Origin of the sequence: Planosporangium flavigriseum (assembly GCF_011947225.1) — a bacterium.
Lineage (GTDB): Bacteria > Actinomycetota > Actinomycetes > Mycobacteriales > Micromonosporaceae > Planosporangium > Planosporangium flavigriseum.
This window is the reverse complement of the sequence record NZ_JAATVW010000019.1, coordinates 85469-100203: the sequence shown is the minus strand read 5'-3', so window position 1 is coordinate 100203 and position 14735 is coordinate 85469. Positions and strand designations below refer to the sequence as shown.

The window sequence follows — 14735 nt, the reverse complement described above, 5'->3', positions numbered from 1 at the left end:
CGGGGTCGTAGGCCTTGGCCGCGGTGGCCAGTGCCGCCATGCCGGCGGAGACGAGGTCTTCGCGGCTGACGTGAGCGGGCAGGCGGCCGAGCATCTCGCGCACGAGGTGGCCGACCAGCGGAAGATGGCTACGAACCAGATTCTCGACCGAGCTCGACGACTGAGTGGCGGTGTTGGCAGACACATTGACCTCTTCGTGGGCGCTGTCAGTTCCGTGGCGCCCCGCCACTTGGCGATCCGGCCGGGCGAAATAACGGTCGAATGCGTCGGGTGTATGAAGAGGTCACGAAGAGTTGCAATGCGGTTGCCGTGATAACCGCCACGAACGGTTGTTCTCAAGTGGAGAAGATGCCGTCTTGTGGCCGGAAGTCCTCAGGGCCGCCGTGAAGCTGCCGACGTATCCGGTACCTGGCGCGCGGGCAAGAGCGAGCCGACGAGAAGGGCGACGAGATGGGGCTGGCGGACCTGTCGAGCATCCTGTGGCGGGAGCGCGAGATGCTCGAACTACTTCTCTTCAAGCTTGAAGAGGAGCAGTTGGTGCTCGCTGCCGGTCGCACCCGTTGGCTTGCCCATGCGACCCGGGAGGTCGAGATGGTTCTCGACCAGATCAGGCAGACCGAAGTCCTGCGCGCTGCGGAGGTCGAGGCCGTCGCCGCCGAGTTGGGCCTGGGCTCCAACCCGAGCCTGTCCCAGTTGGCCGACGCTGTCGGCTCGCCCTGGTCGGACCTGCTCCGCGACCACCGCAAGACCTTCCTCGCGCTCACTGCTGAGATCAGCGCCCTGGCCGAGGCGAACCGAGACCTGCTCAGCACCGGTCAGCGCGCCGTACGTGAGGCGATGCTGGCGGTTACCGGCTCGTTCGAGACCTACAGCCGCCACGGCGAGACCGTCGCGGCCGCGCCCCGAGCCCGACTGATTGACGAGGCAATGTAATGAGTACCTTTTCCGGCCTGTCCGGCGCTCTCAGCGCGCTGTACTCCCAGCGGCGCGGTATGGACGTCACCGGGCAGAACATCGCGAACGCCAACACCGAGGGGTACTCGCGCCAGCGCGCCGAGATGCAGGCGATGGGCGGATCGCCCGTACCCGCCATGTACTCGGTCTCCGACGGCACCAGCGGGGGAGTCACCATCTCCGGCGTGCCGCGGATCCAGGACGCGTTCCTCGAGGCACGTGGCCGCGTCGAGCACGCGCAGAACACCTACCTGGCCGACCAGAACCGGGTTTTCACCAATGTGCAGCAGGCGTTCGGCGCGCTGAGCCAGGTCGGACTGCAGACGCAGTTGAACGAGCTCTGGGGATCCTGGCACGACCTCGCCAACCACCCCGGTGACGGGGCGGCTCGCAACCAGGTGATCGCTCGCTCGCAGACCGTCACGGACACCCTGCACGCCACCCACAACGCGCTCTCGTCGCTGTTCGAGACCACTCGGGAGCAGTTCACCGCATACGCCACGGACGTCAACAACACCGCGGCGCAGGCGGCGCAGCTGAACCAGGCCGTCATCCGGGGCACCCTGGCCGGTCTTCCGGTCAACGAGCTCGCCGACCAGCGCGACGCGTTGGTCATGCACCTGGCTGAACTCACCGGTGCAAGCGCCGTGCCCCGCGCCAACGGCTCCTTGGATGTGGTCCTGGGCGGCTCGAGCCTGGTCAGTGGGGATGTGGCCCGGCAGGTCGCGGTCTACGGGGCCGGGAGCCTCGACACCATGACCCCGTCCAGCACGGTCGGGCTCAAGTGGACTGACAACAACGCCCAGGTGATCGTGCCGAGCGGGCAGCTCGGGTCGTCGATGAAAGCCATGAACGACATCATCCCGCAGTACTCGCAGCAGCTCGACGACGTCGCGAAAACGCTCGCCAACGCCGTCAACGCCAAGCACGTGGCCGGCTACGACCTGAGCGGCAACACGGGAGCGTCGTTCTTCGGTACCCCCGGCGGGGTACCGGTCACAGCCGGAAACATCGCCGTGCTGGTCACCGACCCGGCCAAGGTCGCGGCGTCGGGGGTTTCGGCCACCGGTGGAAACCTCGACGGCAGCAACGCCGACGCGATCGCCGGTATCGGTGTCACGATCAACGGCCCGGACTGGAAGTACCGGGGGCTCGTCGCGAACCTCGGCGTTGACGCCCAGCGTGCGGAACGGCTGGCGAGCATGCAGGACATCCTCACCAAGGACGTGGACTCGTCACGCCAGGCGCAGTCGGGCGTCAACCTGGACGAGGAAATGACCAACCTGATCGCTTACCAGCGGGCCTACCAGGCCGCGTCGCGGGTCATCAGCACCATCGACTCCACTCTCGACACACTCATCAACCGGATCTGAGGTACAAACCATGGCCGGGTACCGCGTAACGGAACGCTCCATCGCCACCAACGTGCTCATGGGGTTGCAGGGCAACCTGAGCCGCCTGGGCAACATCCAGGAGCGGCTGTCCAGTGGCAAGCAGGTAGCGCAGCCGTCGGACTCGCCGACCGCCGCAGTCGCGATCATGCAGTACCGCGGCGAGCTGGCCACGGCTCAGCAGCACTCGCGCAACGCCGAGGACGCGCTGGGCTGGCTCGGCACGGTCGACACCGCGGTGAGCAGCATGATCAGCCAAGTCCAGCGGGTGCGCCAACTGGTGCTGACGGGCATGTCCAACGGCGTCGGCGGATCGGCGGACGCCCGCGCGGCGCTGGCCGCGGAGGTGGACCAGCTTCGCTCGTCCACGATGGGCATCGCCAACACCAAGTACCTCGACCGCCCCGTCTTCGGCGGCACCACCGCCGGCGCCCAGGCGCTCGACGCGACGAGCGGCAACTACGTGGGTGACACCGGCACGGTGATGCGCACGGTGGGCGACAACGTCAAGGTGACCGTGGCCGAGTCGGGGTCGACCTTCTTCGGTACGGGCGCCAATCAGCTCTTCACCGTGCTCGCGGACCTCTCCGCCAACCTCAATTCCAACCCCGCCGCTCTCAGCGGCGACCTCAACCGGCTCGATGCGGCGTTCAGGACGCTGCAGACGGCCCAGTCCACGGTCGGTGCCCGATACAACCAGGTGGAGCAGATGCAGCAGGCCGCCAACGACCGGGTCGACGCGTTGACGGCTCAGCTGTCCGACGTCGAGGACATCGACCTACCCAAGACCATCAGCGACATGTCGCTGCAGCAGGCCGCTTACCAGGCCGCCCTCGGGGCGGCCGCGAAGGTCGTGCAGCCGTCCCTCGTTGACTTCCTGCGCTAACGCGACCGGAGGAGATTGATGACCGCTCTAGTACTCGACGCCATCGCGCTAGTCGAGACCGCTGAACTGCCCGTGCTCGATTTCGTGGCGCCGATTCCCGGCTTCCCGGGGGAGCGTCGCTTCGTACTGGTCAGCATGGACGAGGCCGGACTGCTGTACTCGCTGAGGTCGGTGGACCGTCCGGAGCTGCGGTTCCTCGTGGCGCCGCCGGCCCCGTTCTTCCCGGACTACTCCGTCGACGTCGATGACGAGACGCTCGAGGAGCTCGACGCGGTGGACGCGGACGAGCTGCTCGTGCTCCTTATGATCAACGCGGGCGAGCGGCCCGGGGAGGCCAGCGCCAACCTCATGGCGCCGATCATCCTCGCGCGGCGCACCCGCCGAGCCGTCCAGTTGGTTCTGGGTCGTACGGGACTCCCTGTGCGTGCGCCCCTCTTTCTTGGATAAATCGGGTATCGTGCACTCACCGGGCTAACCGGTCATGTGAAGGAGGAGCGCGTGCTCGTTCTGACCCGTCGTCCCGGTGAAAGTGTCATGGTGGGCGACGACGTCGTCATCACCGTCCTCGACGTGCGGGGCGACGTTGTGCGGCTCGGCATCAAGGCGCCGCGCAGCGTCCAGGTGCACCGCGAAGAGGTGTACCTGGAGCTGCAGAAGGTGAACCAGGAGGCGGCGTCGCCCAGCGACGTCGCTGTCGAGGCGCTCAGTCGTTTGCTGCGCCCCGCCGAGGGGGAGAAGCCACAGGCTTCGGGTGACGATTCTTAGGGCCATCGGAGGGCCGGCCGTTGCCGGGCGCCGGGGCCAACCCGCTGACTGCGGTGGCCGTTGCGTCAGGCCGGCCGCCCGGCACACCCTCGATCGGGCCGCCCAGTTGGGCCGACATCCAGTCGAGCGCGGCGGGTGCGAGCGCGCGCCACGCGTAACCGGTGTGCCCGCCCTGGGGGACCAGCGCGGTCGTCAACCGAAGCGGTGACCGTGACGCGGCCATCATGTCCTGGATCTGGGCGACGCCCTTGGGGTCGTCCTGAGCGCTGGCGAGGTATAACGAGAGCGTCGGCGCCGGCAGGTTCTTGAGCCTCCAGAGGGGGCTGTTCTCATCCCGTACCCGGTTGTTGCCCCGGTACAGGTCGCCGGTGGTCCGGTCGGTGATGGCGGTGAAGTAGCCGGAGAAGCTGACCGCCGCCGCGTACCGGTCGGGGTGGCGCATGGCCAGGTTGACCGCGCAGAACCCGCCCGTCGAGAAGCCGAAGACACCCCAGCCGGCGCGGTCGGTGCGGGCCCGGAAGTGTGTGCCGATGTAGTCCTGGAGATCCAGGCTCAGGTACGTGTCGAACTGTGCGCCGCCGACCGCGTCCACGCACTCGCTGTCCCGGGTAGGGCTGGGGTGCTGGACCGGGAAGACCATGATGGTCTGCGGCATCCGGCCGGCGTTGATCTCCCGTTCGGCGACCTCCCGTGGATCCGCTACGTCAAACCACGTCTGTGGCGTGCCCGGGAAGCCTGCGAACGCCTCGATCACCGGCAGCCGCCCGGTCGAGGAGTCGTAGGAGGGCGGCAGGTAGACGTATGCCGGCAGCTGGATGCCACTGCGCTTGCCGTCGATCGTCACGGTCACCAGCCGGCCGGCCTTCGGGCCGGCGTCGGACGTCCGTGGCGCGGGCTCGGGCGGTGGCGCCGCCTGGTTGTCGCCCGTGAACTGTTCCCACGAGGTGTACATGTGCAGCTTGCGGTTGACCGCGACGCCGGCCACGGCGAACGCCGTCACCAGGCAGCAGACGAGCGCGAGCATCCGGGTCGGCCAGCGCCACCAGGCTCGTACCCGATTCCACGCCCAACCGGTGGCGACGGCCGTGGTCACGGCGAGAACCACCGTGAGGATCTGTGCTGACATGCTCGACGGGCTCACCGCGTACCTCCGCTGGCCGGCACGGCCGGGTCGACCAGCGGGCTGGCCAGTGGCGGCGGCGTCTGGTGCCCGAGCCAGCGCAGCGCGGCGGTGAGCCGTGCGGTGGGCTGGTGAACGACGTCGGAGTCGAGGCCGGCGGCGGCCGGTGTCGCCGCGACGAGGCGCAGGCTCAGACCGGGTGCCGCATGCCTGGCCCGGTCGACCAGGTGCGCGTCGGGCCCGTGCGTGCCGTCGTCGACCAGTGCGGCCGCTCGGTACCGGTCGCCGTTCTGTTGTAGCAGGTCGAGGGCTGACCGCTGGTCCGGCCCGACCCCGGCCACTGCCCAGCCGACGGGCTGGACCCGCAGGTCGCGGCCGAGCTGATCGGGCAGGGCCGTGGCGAGTACGGGCAGCGCGGCGGCTGGGTCGTCGAGCCGGACGAACACGACGACAGCGGGCCGGCCGGAGTGGGCGATCTGCAGGGCCTGCCGGTCGTCGTCCCAGCCGGCGGCCGCAGCTCGGGCGCGGCTGGGTGCGACCACCACGATGACCGGGAACCGGGCCACCCTGTCCTGGAAGTAGATGTCGGGTACGGCGACGACCGGTGGGGACGGCAGGCGCCAGGCGAGTGCCTCGGCCGGCTTCCACGCGAACGCCAGCCCGCTGCCGCGGCCGTGCTTCGCCTGGCCGTGCAGCCATTCCTCAAGGCCGGCGCTCGGCGCGGTGGTGGCCTTGTCGGCGGTCCGGGCGCCGTCGACGGTCCGGGCCCCGCCGAAGAGCACCGACCAGGAGGGGTAGATCTCGAGGGCCCGGTTGGCTCCGATCGCGGCGGTGGCGACGGCGACCGCCTCGGTGAGCAGGAGCGCGAGCGGGCGCAGCACGGTGCGGACCAGGACCACGCGCTGCGTGGCGCGAGCCGTCCACCGCCAGTACAGCCCGGTCGCGACCGCGAGCACGAGCGTCACCACGACGCCGGTGATCAGCAACGGCAGCCCGGTCAGCGACACGTGCGCTATCTCCTTCCGCCGCCGTCACCCGCGGGCACAGCGTACGGCGAATTCCTTGGAGATCATCGCCCCGGTGTGCGTCGATCGGATCGCTTCTATCAGCCGAACGGTCGCAGGTCGTGGCGGTGGCTCAGCGCTCGCGGATGTCCCGGAACGGGCGACCGTCGGGCGGTGCGTGCCAGTTGAGGGTCGTGCCGTCACAAGCGAGGACGTCGAGCGTGATGAGGCTGGCGCCGGGCAGCACGTTGAGGCAGAGCCCGACGGCGGGGGCCAGCCCGCTCGTGACGCCCTGGAAGGCGCCGTTGTCGTTGAGGAACCACTGCTGCGACGGGCTCGGCGGTGAGGTGCACGGCTGGAACGTGACGTTGCCGCCCTGCTGCCCGCTGGACGTCAGGCACATGCCGGGCGAGCCGTCCAGCCTGATGGTGAGGTCCTCGTTGTACTGGAACGTCTGCGCGGCGTTGCCCGCGGAGCAGGTCACGACCCGCAGGGCGTCGCCGGCTTTGGGTGGATTGGACGGGGCGGCTATGCACCGGGCGCTGTTGAGGACGTTGATGTCGATCAGTCCGCCGGAGGTGCTGTTCCGGTGGGGGGTCTCGAACATGTACGTGGCCTCCAGGGTCCGGGTGCGGCCCTGGTCGGTCCCCTGCGAGCGGACCAGCGCGTAGCCGACGGAGACGTTGTTGCTCTTGGTCTGGCACCAGTCGTTCTGCTGGATCCAGTTGTCGTCGTGTCGTCGCGGGTCGTCGGGAAGGTACTTCATCGTCACGGTGTAGGTGGCGCTGCTCCCGGTGCCCACGCTGCCCGAGATGGGGGAGCAGGGCAGCCCGTTCGACTTGGTGAAGACGACGAGGTTGATGCCGATGCCGAGCAGGCCGACGCCGATGAGGCTGCAACCGCCGACGGTGACGACGCCGAGGAGATTGATGACGGGCTTGCAGGCGGTGCGGTCGGGGACGTCGCGGATCTGCCCGAGCGCGGCCTGCAGGCCGGCGTGGGCGGCGTTGAGGGCGTTGACCCGCCGGGTGTCGAGCCGCGTGGCGCTGACCTGGCTGACCACCATCGGCAGCAGCAGAGCGGCCAGCGACGCCCCGACCAGCGTCAGCAGCAGGGCCATGGGGATCGAACCCGAGTCATCGCGCCGCCGGAGCCGGGCGAACAGCTTCATGTCACGGCCTCCCTTCACCGCATACGTCGTCATGCGGGGCGGTCACGGTGTTCACCGCGGTGAACGTGATGTCGGACCGCGTCTTTCCGGTGGTCTGCGATCCGGAGCCGGCCACGAGGCGTAGCCGCAGACGGTCGTACGGGGATCCGGAGATGGGGTCCAGCGCGAACGGCGGCTGGTTGGCGTCCGCGCTGATCCCCGACGCGATCGCACGCCACGCGGTGGCCTGGGCCAGCGATCCCTGCGGCCAGGTGCGTTGTTGGAGCTGTTGAGCCGACGTGTTCAGGCGCAGTTGGGTACAGACCCGGCCGCCCGGTTGCGTCGTCAGGTACTCGACGTAGTAGTCGGAACCACCCTGACTCGGCTTGCTGATGGCGGTCGCGTACCGGATGCCGTTGTCCAGGCGTAGGAAGACGGTGTTGAGCTGCGAGCTGGCCGCGGACAGCGACTCGGTGTGGTTCGCCGTGCGGTACATCTGCACGATTCCTACGGTGAAGATCGCCATGAAGAACGACATGATCGACATCGAGACGACGGTCTCGATCAGCGTGATACCGCTGTCGCCGGCACCACGAGCCTGGTGAACGCGCCGGCCGGTCACGGTGACTCCGGGTACAGCGGCTCGCCGGACGCGGTGCTGACCAGCGTCGCCGTGGTGTATGCGCAGGTACGGCCCTGGCAGTGGCTGTCACGCCAGGTCACGGCGATGATGACCCGGAAGAACTCCACGTCACTGGTCGAGCTGCCGCAGGTGCCGCTGTTGGCGGCCTGCCAGCACTTCACCAGGTACCAGTACCGGTTGTACGTGACGCCGTTGACCTGCGGGGTGTCCTGGAACTTCAGCGTGGGCTGCGCGCCGGCGGCGACGTAGTCCCATCGCCGCCACGGGCTGCGCAGGTCCAGGCCCGCGACCGGAGCACCGCACGCCTTGCCGGCACTGCACTCGTCGCGGCCGTTGGCGAGCTGGTCACCCTTGATCGCGCGTACCAGCTCACTGCCGTCGGCAGCGAGCTGGACCGCGACCTGCATGGCGCGCTGCTGGTTGGTGACCGTCATGGTCCGGACGAAGTACGTGGTCAGTGCCGCCATCACCACGGTGACCACCGCGATCGACACCACCACCTCGGCCAGCGTGAAGCCCCCGTCCCGAGCGGGGCGCGGGGCCAGCAGGGGGCGGGAGCGCGGCATCAGCTGCTCGCAGCGGACGAGGCCGGGGCCGCGGGGGAGGGCGTGGTGCCGGCCGGCGGGGCGACGAAGATCTGAAGGCTGAGCGTGAGGTCCACCGCGCCGGCGGACGACGTGGTGAGGCCCGTGTTCTCGATCAGGACGGCCCGGGGCTGACGCTCCTGGAACTGGGCCAGGAACCGGCCCACGTTGTCCACGGTCCCCGTCGCCGTGACCGAGACCGGCAGCGAGTACACCTTCGCGCCGCCCGCGGTGACCTGTGTGGCGGCACCGACAGTGAGCACCTTCACGGACACTCCTGTGCGGTCGCCGGCGCTCTGCACGTCACGCAGGAAGTCCGGCAGGTCGGACTCGGCGGGCAGCGCCTTGCGGTTGGCTTCCAGCTGGGCCCGGTACTGCGGCAGGTTGCCGTTCTGCTGTCGCAGTTCGCTCAGCCGCCGCTGGAGAACAATCGTGCGGGTCTGTGCGGTAGCGGTCTCGTTGCGCAGGCCGTCCGCCCGGTCGTACTGCGGGCGGATGAGAAAGAACCAGCTGACGGCGAGCAGGGCGACGGCGCCCAGTACTCCGCCGAGCACCCACAGCCGGTTGACAGATCGGGTACCCATCATCGCCCCTTCGACGCGGTGCCGGTGGTGTAGCGGCCACCGAGGGCGAGGCCCGTGATGTCCACGCGCAGCGTGAAGCTGGCCGCCTTGCCCTCTTCGCTCACCCGCTCCAGCATCGGATTGCCCAGACCCTGGACCTTCGCCAGGGCGTCGATGTACTCGGCCACCGTCTCCTTGCTGGGGGCCGTACCGTTGAGCGTCAGCGTGCCGACCACCTTCTGGCCGGACGTGTCCGGGAGCCGCGGTGTGCCGGCCTGCGGGGTGGCGGCCGTACCGGCCTTAGCCGGGGCGACTCCGCCCGTCACCCCGATGAGCTGCACCCCCTGCGGCGCCGCACCGCGTAGGGACGACAGCAGTTGCGCCCACCGGAGGTCGTTGGCGAGCAGCGCGGCCAGCCGGGCGTCGATCGCCCGAGACTCGTTCTGCGTGCGGATCAGTTCCGCGTAGGGCTTCTGCTGCTGGACCAGGCGTTCGACGTCGCTCTGGGCGTTGCCGAGGTCGCCGCGCGCCAGGGACGTCTGGTGGCTCGCCAGGCCGTACCAGCCACCGAGCAGGATCGCGACCGCCGCGACGGCGGACAGCACGATTCGCCGGGTCCGGCGGGCATGGCGGGACTCCATGATCTCGGGCGGCAGCAGGTTCGCCGAGATCGTGAGCATCCGGGCGGCTGGTTCGGTGGACGAGACCGGCTCGGGTGGCATCAGGGTCGTGGTCATCAGGCTGCTCCCAACGCGAGGCCGACCGAGACCGCGGTCGCTGGACGGGACGAATCGGGGGCCTCGGTCCTGGACCGCCGCCAGCCGCTCAGTCGGACGGTCGGATCCGCGATGACGGTCTCGACGCCCAGATGCGCGCCGAGCGCCTCGGCCAGGCCGGGCAGCAGGCAGCCGCCGCCGGACAGGGCGAGCCGGGCCACCTGGGCCTGCCGCCCGCCCGCGTTCAGGTAGGCGAACGAGTTGCGGATCTCGTCGAAGACCGGGCCGGCGGCCTCTCGGATCATGCCGGCGATCCTGGCGTCGGCATCGGCGCGCAGCCCCACCTGGCACTTGAGAGCCTCGGCTTCGGGCGCCGCCACACCGAGCCGACCGGCGAGCACATCGGTGACCTCCGCACCGCCGCGCGGGATGGTCCGGACGATCAACGGCTCGCCGTCGAGGTGCACCACCACGGTCGTCGTGTGCGCGCCGATGTCGACCAGCGCCTCGACCCGACCGTCGGTGCGCGACGCGGCCCGTAACAGCGCGAAGGACGGCAGGTCGACCCGGGTCACGTGCAGGCCGGCGCGCTCGGTCGCGCGCACCATGGTCAGTACGGCCTCTTTCGGGGCGGCGATCAGCAGCCCGCGTACGGTCTCGCCGCGGTTCGGCGCCTCCAGCGGATGGAAGTCCAGCAGCGAGCGCTCCACCGGCAGCGGCAGCGAGTCGCGGACCTGGAACGGCAGTGCTTTGCGCATCTCCCGCTCCGGAAGGTTCGCCAGCGTCGTCTCCCGTACGACGATCTGCGGGTTGGTCACGCCGAGGACGACCTTGCGGCTGCGGAATCTGCTGGCCGACCACAGTTGCTTCAGCGCGAGGGTGAGGGCCCGGTCGTCGCCGACCACTCCGCCCTTCACCGCGCCGGGCGGCAGTGCCGCCTGGCCGAAGTTCGTGACGACGGGGCCGTCCTTGCCGCGGGCAGCCTCCACCGCGCGGATGGACGTCGACCCGATGTCGAGTCCAATGTGGCTCACGGCGGCCATCAGATGCTCCTTGGGGGTGTTCAGGCCGGTCAGGCGGCGGGGACGAGCAGGGACGCGTACCAGGTGGTGAAGGGGCCCGCGGCGAACACGGCGAGCAGCGCGCCGGCGAGCATGGCCGGGCCGAACGGAATGGCCGTCCGGCGACCGGCCCGGCCGGTGAGGAGCAGCGCCGCGCCGACGAGCCCGCCGAGCAGGAACCCGGCTAAGGCGCCGACCAGTACCGAGCTCCACCCGAGCCAGCCGAGGTACAGGCCGAGCAGGCCGGCGAGTTTCACGTCGCCGAAGCCCATCCCGCCCGGGTACACGAACGCGATCGCGAAGTAGAGCGCCCACAGGGCGGCCATCGCGGCGAGTCCACGGACGGCGGCCGGCCAGTCCCGGTGCGCCGCGACCGCGGGGATCAGCAGCAGCGTGCCGACAAGATAGGAGGGCAGGACGATCGCGTCGGGTAGGCGTCGCACGTCGAGGTCGATCATCGCCAGCGCCACCGCGATCGCCGCCAGGTACAGGTACGCCGGCAGTTCCAGGGTGAGGCCGAACCGCGCGGTGATCGCGACGAACAGCGCCGCGGTGCCGGCCTCGACCAGCGGGTAGCGCGGGCTGATGCACTGCTGGCAGGCGGCGCAGTGGCCACGGAGCACCAGCCAGCCGACGAGCGGGACGTTGTGCCACGGCTTGATCGGTGCTTGGCAGTGCGCGCAGCGCGAGCCCGGTCGCAGCAGGGACTCGCCCCGGGGAAGGCGGTGGATGACCACGTTGAGGAACGAGCCCACGGCCAGGCCGAGCACGCCGGCGACCACGAGTACGGGTGTCGTCATCATTCCTCCTTCCGGATGCGTGGGTGGGTTACGGTGTGGCGGCGCGTCAGCTGACGCGCCGCCACACTCGCTTACTCAGTTACCGTTGGACACGCAGGCCTCGATCGAGGTCTGGGTGGACTTCTTGACCGATCCGCCCTGGGCGCTGTTGTAGACGTAGATCGTCTGGCCGTCCTGGTTCTGGCCGCAGACGATGTAGGTGCCACCGCTGCTGGCGAACTTGACGGTGTTGCCGGTGGACACGGTCGCCTTCTGGCCGTTGCCGAGGTCGACGACGCCGCCGTTGCTCGCCCCGTTCGCCGGGTACGAGTTGTTCTCGGTGTAGTACTGCTCGAGGGCCGAGATCGCGCCGCGCACGTCCGACTGCGCGGACTTGTTCGCCGCACCCTTGGTGTAGTTCAGGTACAGCGGGATCGCGATCGCGACCAGGACGCCGATGATCACGACGACGACGAGCAGTTCGATCAGGGTGAAGCCGCGGTCGCCGGTCGCGCGCTTCTCCCGCATCCGGCGGAGCGTTTCCTGCATGGTGAGCCTCCTACAGCTCGGAAGGGGGTAACGGGAGCCGGGCTGGCTGCCCGGGCGCGTGATTCGGCGAGGTGCCGGTCACGACGTTGATGAGGGGCCGACGGCGGGTGGTCCGTGGCTTCGACGGTGCGGTCACTGCGCCCCCTGGATGTTCTGGTAGATCGTGAACATCGGCAGGTACAGGCACAGCACCATCGACCCGACGATGGCGCCCATGACGATGACCATGATCGGCTCGATGGACGAGGTCAGGGCCTCGGCCGCGCTGTCGACCTCGCGGTCGTAGAAGTCGGCGATCTTGTCGAGCATCTGGCTGAGCTGGCCGCTCTCCTCGCCGACCTCGATCATCTGCGTGACCATCCGGGGGAACACCGTGTGGGTGCTCAACGGGGCCGACATCGGCTGGCCGTCGCGTACGGAGGTCTGTAGGTCCTTCATCGCCTCGGCGATGACGGCGTTGCCGGTCGTGGCGCCGACCACGTCGAGCGCCTGCAGCACCGGGACACCGGCGCCGAGCAGCGTGCCGAGGTTACGGGCGAACCGGCTGATCGCAATCTTGGTGAACAGCGAGCCGAAGACCGGTAGCCGCAGCTTGACCCGGTCGTACGCGAGTCGCAGCGCGGGTCGCCGGCGTAGTCCCTGGCGTAGCAGCACGGTGCCCGCCACGACGATCGCCAGCAGGAGGGGGCCGGACCAGACCAGGCTGTGGCTCGCGGTGACGAGGACCTGGGTCGGCAGGGGGAGATGCCCGCCGAGTTGCGTGAACATCCCCTCGAAGATCGGCACGATGAAGAGCAGAACGCCGGTGACCAGCAGCGCGGTGAACAGCAGGACGATCGCCGGGTAGGTCAGGGCGCTCTTGATCTTGCTGCGAAGGGCGGCGTCCTTCTCGAAGGTGACCGCGATCCGTTCGAGCGCGCTGTCGAGGAAACCGCCGGTCTCACCGGCCCGGATCATCGCCACCATCAGGGCGGGGAAGACCTTGTCGTGCCGGGACATCGCCGCCGACAGGGAGACGCCGCTCTCGATGTCGGCCCGGGTGTCGCCGATCGCCTGCTTCAGGGAGGCCTTCGTCGCCTGCTCCTCCAAGACGGCGAGTGAGCGCAACAGCGACATCCCGGACGCGTTCATCGTGGCGAACTGTCGGGCGAAGACCGCCAGGTCTCGCAGTGTCGTGCGGCCGCCCAGGCCCGGGATCGACAGCTCCTTGCGCAGCAGCGAGCCCGACTCGGTGACCGACACCGGAACCAGGCCCTGTTGGCGCAGAAGCTGTACGGCGGCCGCCTCGCCGGCGGCGTCGATCGTGCCCTTGCTGTGCCTTCCGTTGGTGTCGACGATCGTGTAGTCGAACGTTCTGGTCATCGGCACGGCGATCACATCCGCCTGGCAAGGCGCTTGAGATCCTCGGCCGAGTGGCAGAGTTCGAGCGCGTGTTCGAAGGTGATGATCCCGGCGCGGACCCGCTCGGCCAGGTGCTGGTCGAAGGAGAGCATGCCGTCGCTGCTGCCGGACTGCATGAACGACGGGATCTGGTGGTTCTTGCCCTCCCGGATCAGGTTCCGGATCGCCGGAGTGACGAACATGATCTCGGTGATGACGGCCCGGCCTGCGCCGTCGGCCCGCGGGCAGAGCGCCTGCGTCACCACGCCCTGCAGCGCAGTCGACAGTTGCGCGCGGATCTGCGGCTGCTGGTGCGGGGGGAAGATGTCGATGATCCGGTCGATCGTCTGCGCGGCGCTCTGGGTGTGCATCGTCGCGAGGACGAGGTGACCGGTCTCCGCCGCAGCCAGGGCGGTCGCGGTGGTCTCCAGGTCACGTAGTTCGCCGACGAGGATGACGTCCGGGTCCTGACGCAGCGCGTGCTTGAGCGCGCTCGAGAACGACGTGGTGTCCGCCCCGACTTCCCGCTGGTTGACGATGCAGCTCTTGTGCGGGTGCAGGAACTCGATGGGGTCCTCGATCGTGATGATGTGCCCCGAGCGCGTGCGGTTGGCCAGGTCGAGCAGGGACGCCAACGTGGTGGTCTTGCCCGAGCCGGTCGGCCCGGTCACCAGCACCAGCCCGCGCGGCAGGTGGGCGAACCTGGACACCGACTCCGGAACGCCGAGCTCGGCCAGTGGTTTGACCTCGTGCGGGATCGCGCGGAAGACCGCGCCGTACGAGCCTCGTTGCATGTACAGGTTGCCCCGGAACCGGGACACCCTTTCGATGCTGTAGGCCACGTCGAGTTCGTGGGTGCGCTCGAACTGGCGCCACTGCTCGTCGTCCGCGGCCGCCCGGACGAGCATCGCGCTCTCCAGCCGGGTGAGGCGGTCGTAGTCCGGCAGCGCGTACAGCCGGCCGTCGACCCGTACCGTCGGCGGAGCGCCCACGGTCAGATGCAGATCCGATCCGTGCACGTCGACCAGCGCCTTGAGCATGTCGTCAAGGGACGCGCGGGCGCGGGCGATGTCAGCCGGCTCGACCACGGGGTCGAGCGTCTGTGATGCCTGCACCGCTGCCTCCAGTGAATCTCCTGCTTCCCGGTACGGACCTTGCCTTTGTCGATATGTCGGCAGGGAACGGCAGCG

At 69.3% G+C, this 14735-nt stretch carries 18 protein-coding genes; 5 read left to right on the top strand and 13 right to left on the bottom strand.

The annotated features are described in order from the left end of the window. Positions 1 to 184, bottom strand: a 184-nt coding sequence (locus HC028_RS22370; protein WP_338091293.1) for a sigma factor, incomplete at its 3' end; no start/stop codon positions are given. Positions 185 to 450: 266 nt separating this feature from the next. On the opposite strand from HC028_RS22370, the gene flgN reads away from it, so the two are divergent. From flgN to csrA, 5 genes are read left to right on the top strand one after another with little or no spacing between them, the layout of a single operon-like run. Beyond that, entirely contained in the window at positions 451 to 933 is a 483-nt protein-coding gene (flgN, locus tag HC028_RS22365) for a flagellar export chaperone FlgN (RefSeq protein WP_168079348.1), read from the top strand. After that, positions 933 to 2327 carry a flagellar hook-associated protein FlgK gene (gene flgK / locus HC028_RS22360; protein ID WP_168079347.1) on the top strand — a complete coding sequence of 465 codons (1395 nt, stop codon included), beginning with the start codon at positions 933 to 935 and terminating at the stop codon, positions 2325 to 2327. The genes flgN and flgK overlap by 1 nt, the downstream gene beginning before the upstream one ends. A 10-nt stretch (positions 2328 to 2337) precedes the next feature. Continuing rightward, positions 2338 to 3231 carry a flagellar hook-associated protein FlgL gene (flgL, locus tag HC028_RS22355; RefSeq protein WP_168079346.1) on the top strand — a complete coding sequence of 298 codons (894 nt, stop codon included), beginning with the start codon at positions 2338 to 2340 and terminating at the stop codon, positions 3229 to 3231. A gap of 18 nt (positions 3232 to 3249) precedes the next feature. Beyond that, entirely contained in the window at positions 3250 to 3678 is a 429-nt protein-coding gene (gene fliW, locus HC028_RS22350; protein ID WP_168079345.1) for a flagellar assembly protein FliW, read from the top strand. 51 nt (positions 3679 to 3729) lie between these two features. Continuing rightward, on the top strand, positions 3730 to 3996 hold the full coding sequence (gene csrA / locus HC028_RS22345) for a carbon storage regulator CsrA (protein ID WP_168079344.1): 267 nt from the start codon (positions 3730 to 3732) through the stop codon (positions 3994 to 3996). On the opposite strand, the gene HC028_RS22340 is transcribed toward csrA, so the two are convergent. The 12 genes from HC028_RS22340 to HC028_RS22285 form a co-directional block, all read right to left on the bottom strand. Then, the gene (locus tag HC028_RS22340; RefSeq protein WP_168079343.1) at positions 3935 to 5122 is read right to left on the bottom strand and encodes an alpha/beta hydrolase; all 1188 of its coding nucleotides are present in this window, start codon (positions 5120 to 5122) and stop codon (positions 3935 to 3937) included. The genes csrA and HC028_RS22340 overlap by 62 nt on opposite strands. 11 nt (positions 5123 to 5133) lie before the next feature. Next, a complete protein-coding gene (locus tag HC028_RS22335; protein ID WP_168079342.1) occupies positions 5134 to 6123 on the bottom strand; it encodes a hypothetical protein in 990 nt (329 codons plus the stop codon). A gap of 130 nt (positions 6124 to 6253) precedes the next feature. Continuing rightward, positions 6254 to 7291: an RICIN domain-containing protein gene (locus HC028_RS22330; RefSeq protein ID WP_168079341.1), complete on the bottom strand. Its 1038-nt coding sequence runs from the start codon at positions 7289 to 7291 to the stop codon at positions 6254 to 6256. A 1-nt stretch (position 7292) separates the two neighbouring features. Then, entirely contained in the window at positions 7293 to 7892 is a 600-nt protein-coding gene (locus HC028_RS22325; protein WP_168079340.1) for a type II secretion system protein, read from the bottom strand. Next, positions 7889 to 8479, bottom strand: a complete 591-nt coding sequence (locus HC028_RS22320) for a prepilin-type N-terminal cleavage/methylation domain-containing protein (RefSeq protein WP_168079339.1) — start codon at positions 8477 to 8479, stop codon at positions 7889 to 7891. The genes HC028_RS22325 and HC028_RS22320 overlap by 4 nt, the downstream gene beginning before the upstream one ends. Further along, a complete protein-coding gene (locus tag HC028_RS22315) occupies positions 8479 to 9081 on the bottom strand; it encodes a type IV pilus inner membrane component PilO (RefSeq protein ID WP_168079338.1) in 603 nt (200 codons plus the stop codon). The genes HC028_RS22320 and HC028_RS22315 overlap by 1 nt, the downstream gene beginning before the upstream one ends. Further along, a complete protein-coding gene (locus HC028_RS22310) occupies positions 9081 to 9797 on the bottom strand; it encodes a PilN domain-containing protein (RefSeq protein ID WP_168079337.1) in 717 nt (238 codons plus the stop codon). Before HC028_RS22310 ends, HC028_RS22315 begins: the two co-directional genes overlap by 1 nt. Beyond that, on the bottom strand, positions 9797 to 10819 hold the full coding sequence (gene pilM, locus HC028_RS22305; RefSeq protein ID WP_168079336.1) for a type IV pilus assembly protein PilM: 1023 nt from the start codon (positions 10817 to 10819) through the stop codon (positions 9797 to 9799). The genes HC028_RS22310 and pilM overlap by 1 nt, the downstream gene beginning before the upstream one ends. 29 nt (positions 10820 to 10848) lie before the next feature. Further along, entirely contained in the window at positions 10849 to 11637 is a 789-nt protein-coding gene (locus tag HC028_RS22300; RefSeq protein WP_168079335.1) for a prepilin peptidase, read from the bottom strand. A 75-nt stretch (positions 11638 to 11712) separates the two neighbouring features. Further along, entirely contained in the window at positions 11713 to 12165 is a 453-nt protein-coding gene (locus HC028_RS28570) for a type IV pilin protein (protein ID WP_168079334.1), read from the bottom strand. A gap of 132 nt (positions 12166 to 12297) precedes the next feature. Further along, positions 12298 to 13527: a type II secretion system F family protein gene (locus HC028_RS22290; protein ID WP_205861620.1), complete on the bottom strand. Its 1230-nt coding sequence runs from the start codon at positions 13525 to 13527 to the stop codon at positions 12298 to 12300. An 11-nt stretch (positions 13528 to 13538) separates the two neighbouring features. Beyond that, a complete protein-coding gene (locus HC028_RS22285) occupies positions 13539 to 14660 on the bottom strand; it encodes a type IV pilus twitching motility protein PilT (protein WP_275408279.1) in 1122 nt (373 codons plus the stop codon). Between the last annotated feature and the right edge of the window lie 75 nt (positions 14661 to 14735).